9 protein-coding genes are annotated in these 6,001 nt (G+C 68.2%); 4 read left to right on the top strand and 5 right to left on the bottom strand.

All coding sequences use genetic code 11. The annotated features are described in order from the left end of the window. From ACFYW9_RS34280 to ACFYW9_RS34265, 4 genes are all read right to left on the bottom strand, one after another. A partial coding sequence (locus ACFYW9_RS34280; RefSeq protein WP_389158806.1) for a gas vesicle protein GvpG occupies nucleotides 1-223 on the bottom strand: 223 nt, incomplete at its 3' end. 1 nt (nucleotide 224) lies between these two features. Then, complete coding sequence (locus ACFYW9_RS34275; protein WP_389158803.1) at nucleotides 225-974, bottom strand: GvpL/GvpF family gas vesicle protein; 750 nt, start codon at nucleotides 972-974, stop codon at nucleotides 225-227. 3 nt (nucleotides 975-977) lie between these two features. After that, on the bottom strand, nucleotides 978-1,448 hold the full coding sequence (gene gvpJ / locus ACFYW9_RS34270; RefSeq protein WP_328673119.1) for a gas vesicle protein GvpJ: 471 nt from the start codon (nucleotides 1,446-1,448) through the stop codon (nucleotides 978-980). 40 nt (nucleotides 1,449-1,488) lie between these two features. Continuing rightward, nucleotides 1,489-1,809: a gas vesicle protein gene (locus tag ACFYW9_RS34265; RefSeq protein ID WP_389158800.1), complete on the bottom strand. Its 321-nt coding sequence runs from the start codon at nucleotides 1,807-1,809 to the stop codon at nucleotides 1,489-1,491. A gap of 300 nt (nucleotides 1,810-2,109) precedes the next feature. Here ACFYW9_RS34265 and ACFYW9_RS34260 point away from each other — a divergent pair, with 300 nt between their 5' ends. Beyond that, on the top strand, nucleotides 2,110-2,280 hold the full coding sequence (locus ACFYW9_RS34260) for a hypothetical protein (RefSeq protein ID WP_057605601.1): 171 nt from the start codon (nucleotides 2,110-2,112) through the stop codon (nucleotides 2,278-2,280). A gap of 248 nt (nucleotides 2,281-2,528) precedes the next feature. Further along, nucleotides 2,529-2,879: a PRC-barrel domain-containing protein gene (locus tag ACFYW9_RS34255; protein WP_389158797.1), complete on the top strand. Its 351-nt coding sequence runs from the start codon at nucleotides 2,529-2,531 to the stop codon at nucleotides 2,877-2,879. Between the two features lie 138 nt (nucleotides 2,880-3,017). On the opposite strand, the gene ACFYW9_RS34250 is transcribed toward ACFYW9_RS34255, so the two are convergent. Further along, nucleotides 3,018-3,971 (bottom strand): ribose-phosphate pyrophosphokinase, encoded by a 954-nt coding sequence (locus tag ACFYW9_RS34250; protein WP_351870904.1) that lies wholly within the window; start codon nucleotides 3,969-3,971, stop codon nucleotides 3,018-3,020. 322 nt (nucleotides 3,972-4,293) lie between these two features. Between ACFYW9_RS34250 and ACFYW9_RS34245 the strand changes: the two genes are divergently transcribed. Continuing rightward, nucleotides 4,294-4,944: a DUF4230 domain-containing protein gene (locus ACFYW9_RS34245; protein WP_389158792.1), complete on the top strand. Its 651-nt coding sequence runs from the start codon at nucleotides 4,294-4,296 to the stop codon at nucleotides 4,942-4,944. 229 nt (nucleotides 4,945-5,173) lie between these two features. Next, complete coding sequence (locus tag ACFYW9_RS34240) at nucleotides 5,174-5,869, top strand: VanZ family protein (protein WP_389158789.1); 696 nt, start codon at nucleotides 5,174-5,176, stop codon at nucleotides 5,867-5,869. Nucleotides 5,870-6,001 lie beyond the last annotated feature (132 nt).

The raw sequence follows: 6,001 nt of genomic DNA, 5'->3' as shown, positions 1-6,001 counted from the left end.
GCGCGGCGTGCAGCCGGTCGAGCAGCCGTTCCTCTTCTCGTTCGAACTCCTCCAGACTGATGTCTCCGTCCTCAAGCTCCCTGTTCAGCAGGGCCAGTTGGGCACGGAGAACCCCTGGGTCGCGCAACTCCCGCTCCGCAGCGTCGTTGAGCTTCTCCGCCACCCAGACAACGCCGCGGACCGGCGCGATGGGGAGGGTGAGCAGTCCGGTGATCAGTCCCATCTCAGACTCCAGCGGCTCGGACGGGAGTGCCTTCGACGGAGACGAAGCTGTAGCAGGGCAGCGGACCCGTAAGCCGCAACTCCACCCGGTCGCGATACTTGTTGCCGAAACGCTCCGCCTCGCTTCGGAACGCGTCACTGTCGCCGCGATCGACGAGGAACGACACGTTGAGCACGCATCCCTGGACTTCGGGACCCGAGGCCACCGCACGGGCCCTGGACGTCAGTTCGCCCAGAATGCGCCTGCCGGCTTCGGCGGCCCTGCCCTCCAGAGCGGCCGAGACGGCCTCCCCCAGTCGCAGGCTCGCTTCGTATCCGGGCCGTCGGCGCACTTCGTCCCGCAGCCGGCGGACGTTCATGTCCTGCGTCAGAAGGCCGGCCAGCGCGTCCTTGGCCGGGAGCGCCTTGACGTTGACCTCGACCGCGTCGGAGAGGTGTTCCAGGGCAGCCATGTGATCCGACTCGCGGGCCTTCAACTGACCGCGCACCGCTTCCTCGTCGGACGCGACCACGCCGAACCGCATCGGCAGTACCGACCCTCGCTCCGACAGGCGCAACAGCAGATCCTGGTGAGCGAGCAGATCGCGCCGTCGGGCGCGGAGCCCGGGAGGCGCCTCACTGACGACAGCGGCGACCCGCCCCTGCCGGATCACCCGCAGTTCGGCGGCCGGGGCGCCCACACCCGTCGCGTCCACCGGCAGCGGCCTTCCCGCCCGGATGATCGCGTAGACGTACACACCATCGCTGGTCACGGCTCACGCCTCCACGGGTCGTCGTCGGCTGCTGCCGCCCCGAGCCGGAGCGCGCCGCTTCCTCGGCCGTTCCTGCTGCTCTTCCTCGTCCTCGTCGTGCTCGTCGGAGTCGTCGTCACGGCCGCCCCCGACCGCCTTGCGAACGGTGTCCCCCACGGTTTCCGCGGCCTTGCGAACCTTGCGTTTGCCGATGGACTTGGCGGCGCCACCGCCGATCAGCTCAGGAACGGTGGTGCTGCCCGAGTCACGCTCCAGGTCCAGCCGGTTGCACGCTTCCGCGAAGCGCAGGTACGTATCGACACTCGCCACCACGATGCGCGCGTCTATCTTGAGGATCTCGATGCCGACCAGGGACACCCGGACGAACACGTCGATCACCATGCCCCGGTCAAGGATGAGTTCGAGCACGTCGTACAACGTGCCGGCGCGCGGCGGGCACGCCACTACCTCATCGGAGTAGGTGGTCGCGGGCATGGGGGATCCTTCCGGTCGTCGGGCGAACCTGAGTCACTGGTCACTCATCGGCGGACCCCCGCCGATAACGGCGGACCCTGCGGTACCCCATGAGTTCGCCGTCCTGGTCGATCCGCACCTCGTACGAAGCGAGAAGGCTCGTCGTGTCCGGAATCCGCGGCAGTTCAAGGACGTCCACGACGACACACCAGCCGTCGTCCTCACGTCCCACCGCTGACACACCCTCCGTGGGATGGCCGATGAGACCCTCCAGGGCCCGGCAGGCAGCACGCGCGGCATGTTCCGCTCCACGCACGGGGGATGTGCGTCGAACGGTGGTCGTCGAGGACTTCCTGGGACGCGGCCGACGCTCTTCTGCCATGAGTTCAAGTCTGGCCCGTATCCGGTTCGACGCACCTTGAGTGGGCCAGTCGAGCGTCCGCGCCCGGCCCCGCGCTCGCCCGCGTCCTGCCCGGCAGGCACGACGACGTTTCGGTCATGAACGGCTTTTCGAGGCCCGGAGAGGGAGAAATACCGCATGCCCCATGCCCTCTGATTAAACACTCAAACTCGGAACGCAGCCGCAGAACTGTTGCCACTCTGCGTTCCGTAAAAAACACCTAAGATCCGGGGGAGTGGAGATCGTCGGGCGGGGCACACGATGGCTCGGAGGTTGATAACCATGGTTCCTATTCTTCTCGTTCTCCTGCTCGCCCTGATCCTCTTCGGTGCCGGTTTCGCACTCAAGGCTCTGTGGTGGATCGCCGTCATCGTGCTGATCGTATGGGTCCTCGGCTTCGTGATCCGGCCCGCGGCAAGCGGCGGCAAGCGGGGCCGCTGGTACCGCTGGTAGGCCCGCGCGACACGACCCACCGATCCGGGTGGGCCCCGATGCCAAGGCGTCGGGGTCCACCCGCGCTTCGTCGCCCGGGTGCACGGCGACGAATGCAGGTTGACTATTTCTTCGCTACGAATGTGTGGCATCCGGAATTCAGGGCACCCGACAACCTGAGGAAACGTCACCGAATATCAGATGACGCTTGCACGACTCCGCAGTTTTTTCTGCGGACCGGCGAATAAATTCGATGAGGGAGCCGTTTTATGAGTGACAGCATCTGGGGCTACCAGGCGACCACCGGCCACATCGCGGGTGCCGATCTGACCGGGTACAAGGTCGAGGCGACCGACGGCAGTATCGGGAAGGTCGACAAGCACTCGGACGACGTCAGCTCCTCGTACCTCGTCGTCGACACCGGCGTGTGGATCTTCGGGAAGCATGTTCTGCTGCCGGCCGGAACCGTGAAGACGGTCGACCAGGCCGAGCGGAAGATCTATGTCGCCCTCACCAAGGACCAGATCAAGGACTCTCCCGAGTTCGACAAGGACAAGCACGTCGGCGACGCCGGCTACCACGAGCAGGTCGGCGGCTACTACGAGAACCACCGCGCCTGACCTCACAGCGCCGTACGAGAAGTGGGGCCGCCCGGAGACGCTCCGGTCGGCCCCACTTCCCATGCGTCCCGCGGCACCCGAAACCCGCGCGCGCCGCAAGGTGCCGATCGCGTGTCCGGGCGCCCGTTCACGCCCTGTCTATCGGTCCCGCGGCGCGTCGAACAGAGCACTGACGGACTCACCGTTGTGAATGCGCCGCACCGCCTCGGCGAGCGCCGGGGCGATGGACAGGACGGTCAACTTCTCCGTGTACTCCTCGCCCGGTATCGGCACCGTGTTCGTGCAGACGATCTCCAGCACGTCGGGCTGCTCGCTGAGCCGCTTGAGCGCCCCCGCCGCGAACAGCCCGTGGGTGCAGGCGACGCGGATCGATCGCGGACCCAACTCGCGCAGCCTGTCCAGGAGTTCGAGGACGGTGCTGCCCTTGGCTATCTCGTCGTCCAGCACGATGACATCGCGCTCGGCGATCTCACCGATGACGGAGCTGATGCTCACCCGGTCGTCGGCGAACCGCTGCTTGGCACCGGCGGCCACCTGGGCGCCGATCAGCCGCGCGAACGCGGCGGCCTCCTTCGCGTTGCCGAGATCGGGCGAGACCACCGTCGTACGCGACAGGTCGTTGGCCCGGAAGTGCGCCGCCAGCTCACGCAGGGCGTGCAGATGGTCGACCGGCACCGAGAAGAAACCGTGCACCTGCGGGGAGTGCAGGGTCATGGCGAGGACACGGCTCGCGCCGGCCGCCACCAGCAGATCCGCCACGAGCCGGCCGCCCAGGGAGATCCGGGGCATGTCCTTCTTGTCCGAACGCGCATACGAATAGTGGGGCATGACCACGGTGATCCGCCCGGCGGAGGCACCGCGCGCGGCGTCGCACATCATCAGCAGTTCGACCAGGTGTTCCTGCACCGGCGTGACGAGGGGCTGCACCAGGAAGACGTCACGCTCGCGGCAGTTGGCCTGGAGCTGGACCTCCAGGCAGTCGTTGGCGAACCGGCTGACGCGGGTCGGGCTCAGGGGCACACCGAGGTGTGCGCAGAGCTCGTCAGCGAGCTCTGGATGGGCACTACCGCTGAACACGGCGATGTCACGCACGACCGCTCCTCGCATGATCGAACCGGGTTGCGTCGCCGGGCGCAAGATCGGCCCGGAGTGCGTACCTCATGCTACTGGGCGTCTTTCGGGCCTACGACCGGGGATTTCCGGTTGCGGGCGGGGCCGCGGGGTGCCCGGCCGGTTGCGAGCCGGACCACAGGGCGCCGGACCGGTTGCGAGCCGGACCACAGGGCGCCGGACCGGTCACGGGCGTACCGGCGACGGGCACCGCGGGCTCACGGCAGCGGAATCCGTACGCCAACCCGGCGGCCTGCCAAGGGGCTTGGGGGGTACCCGGACGGTTGAAAGGAGGACCGTCGACATGACGACGTCCATCAAACGCATGCCCGGCTGGGCGAAGGTGGTCTCCGCCTTCGTGCTGGTGCTCGTGGTGCTCTTCGCCGGGCTGCGGCTGGCCGTTCTGCCGGGACTGCGCGATGTGTTCGGCACGGAGACCCACGACAATTCGGGCCCCACGCTGCTCAAGTCCATCCAGGACATGAGCCGTTACGACGCGGCTTCGGGCAACTTCCAGGTGGTCGTGGACCTGGAGAAGGACGCGAAGTACCTGCCCGACGCGATCCGAGGCACCCGCACGCTCTACGTGGGAGCCGGCACCGTCGACGCCTACGTCGATCTCGGGCGCCTCGACCAGAAGGACGTGACGGTCAACGACGACCGCACGTCGGCCACGCTCCGTCTGCCGCACGCGGCACTGGGCAAACCCGCCCTCGACCCCGACCACTCCTACGCCGTCTCGAAACAGCGCGGTCTTTTCGACCGGCTCGGTGACGTCTTCTCGGACAACCCGAACGACGAGCGGGCCGTCCAGCGGCTCGCTGCCCAGCACATCGGCAAGGCCGCGAAGGACAGCCGCCTCACCGCACGGGCCGAGGAGAACACCACCAGCATGCTGGAGGGCCTGCTGCGGTCTCTCGGCTTCACGGACGTGACGGTCACCTACGGGGCCTGAGTCCGGACGGTGCCGTCGGCGCCGGGGCGAGCACACAGCCGCACCCGGCGCCCCGGCGTCCGTCACGCGTGAGGTCCCCGGGCTGCCCCGTGGCGGCGACCGGACACCGTCCTGCTCGCTTGTCGCAAAGTCTCCCCGCATCGAGATCCCGGGCGAGATCCCGGGCATTGTCGGCCCCGCCGGGGGTAAGCGGGCTGCACCAGAGGGCAGTTGAAAAGGGGAGGGTCTCATGGTCCGCACCGCGTTGCGCGCTCGTGCCGCCAAGGCCGTGGCCGGCCGGCGGAAACCGGCGCCGAAGTCGGGATCGGACCGGGGAAAGCCGGCGTCGAAGGCCGGAGGGGGCAGGCCGGCGTCCAAGGCCGAGCGCGGCGGCAAGGCCTCCGAGGCCGAGCGGGGGAAGCCGGAGAGGTCGCGGTGGCTCCTCGGCCGAAAGAGGCCGACGCCCGCGCCCGCGCCGGAGCCCCGGGCTCTGGCGCTGCCCTTCCGGCTGCTGGCCATGCTGATCGCGTTCGCGGCCATGGTGGCGTTCGCCGTCGCGCTGGCCAGGCTGACCCTGGAGCCCTCACCGGCGTCCACGGCGCTGATCCACGACAACCTTCACCCCGGGCGCTCCCTGCGGGCCTATCTCGACCAGCCGGAGCTGCGCGACGCCGTCAAGCAGATCGGCGGGAACCTCTTGCTCGGGGTGCCCTTCGGAGTGCTGCTGCCGGTGGTGTTCCCGAAGACCCGCGGAATCCTGCGCGTCCTCGCGCTCACCGCGGCGGTCATGCTCCTGGTCGAGCTCGTTCAGGGAGCCCTCATCACCGGACGCTCCTTCGACATCGACGACGTCATCCTCAACACGACCGGGGCGCTGGTGGGTTACCTCCTCCTGGGCCGACGGCTCGGCCGGGCGGTGCACCCCAGGAAACGCCTTCGCGCCTGAGGCATCACCTCGACCACTGGTACGGACCAGAGTATTGACACCCCGTTACCTCACTCCTTAAATCAAGAGGCGAAGCATGGACCCCCCACCTCAGTCGGCGCACCCTCCCCCCGGGTGACCGTACGGAAATGA

This window comes from Streptomyces sp. NPDC002698 (assembly GCF_042888945.1).
GTDB lineage: Bacteria > Actinomycetota > Actinomycetes > Streptomycetales > Streptomycetaceae > Streptomyces.
Note: the sequence above shows the minus strand (reverse complement) of the source record. Positions and strands in the feature narration are given on the sequence as shown.